1 protein-coding gene is annotated in these 1,288 nt (G+C 43.6%); it reads right to left on the minus strand.

Annotated elements, in window-relative coordinates; genetic code table 11:
- Positions 1–715 precede the first annotated feature (715 nt).
- On the minus strand, positions 716–1,288 hold a 573-nt coding region (locus tag B347_RS24660; protein WP_237719101.1), incomplete at its 5' end, for a hypothetical protein.

The raw sequence follows: 1,288 nt of genomic DNA on the forward strand, positions 1-1,288 counted from the left end.
CTGATGAGGCGGTCTTGCAGGTCGTATTCGTAGGCCAGTGGCCAGGCACAGCCGTGGCTTAGGTGAGTATTATTATATTTTTAAAGAGCGGTAGCTGTACGTACTGACAACCGAATAAGAACTATATGTTTTCGACGGCTCGCGCTTAATAATTTATTATTATGATGTCTCACCATTTTGTACTGGCCAAATATTAGAGCATGCCGAGTTATTGTTTTTTAGGTGCCAGAATTTATTTAAGTTGCGAGACTGCTCTCTACTAACCGCTTTAGAGAAATAATGCTTTCCCAAGGATATTAGAATACGTAGCGATGCCGGTTCAGGTAAGGAGTGTGCACGCCAACTGGGATATATGAGCGAACATCACCCGCAGTAGGTAAAGTTGAGTGAATATCTAGCGGCAGCGTCCGTTTATAGGTATAGCTTCGGTATCATGTAGAAAAAAAGTGATAATCCTAATTTATTTTGTCTACATCCTCTTCAGGGTCGTACCTAGCCGTATAAATATAAAAGATCTTTTATTATTTCTAGTTCTTGCTCCGTATATGGAGAAATATTGTTTCCTCGAATCGTTTCCAAAGCACCTCGGATGGGGATCGTCCTATCAAGGTTATCCAGAAGGCTTTCTAGTTGCACTAGCTCAGGACTCTGATTATCTAAGTGATTGCGAAGAATATTTTTGAGAGCTATTCTCGCTTGAGCATCTGTTAACATTTTATTTCTCCGGCAGAATCGTGGTTTCGTCTACATAAATATCAATGATTTCGTTGGGTTTTTGAATCAACTGCCTTGCTCCGCCTTTACCGTACTCCGGATATGCTGTAGTGAATGGCTCTAATCTAGGTCCTTTGTTACCAAGCTCATAGGGGATAGTAACTCTTGGCATGCCATTTCTATATAGCTGTAACGTATCGAACTTCAGGCGAAGTCGTCCATCGCTCCATGCTGACTCAGGGTCCAGATTTGTAATATGTTTAGGTGCTCTAATTTGAAAGGCGTCAGTAGCGCTATCTCCTGTGTCAAACTTTTCGAACCCGAAATATGACAGACGCGCTTCGCCAGAATCCAATACAGCTTGAGATCGCTTGTTAATCTGTCCATCAGAGTCTATTAAGTTCATATAACGATAACCTGTTGCTGGCAACGTCGAATCCGGCCCAGATGGCCCAACATAAAAGTCGGGTTTTGCCTGTGGTACTTCCGGAGCACCCTGCTTAGTTGAGGGTGCCTGAGAGGCTTTTCCCGGACAATCCCCCGGCACACAACTCAACCCCAACGGATCCACCCA

The sequence above is a fragment of the Pseudomonas psychrophila HA-4 genome (genome assembly GCF_000282975.1).
Classification (GTDB): domain Bacteria; phylum Pseudomonadota; class Gammaproteobacteria; order Pseudomonadales; family Pseudomonadaceae; genus Aquipseudomonas; species Aquipseudomonas psychrophila_A.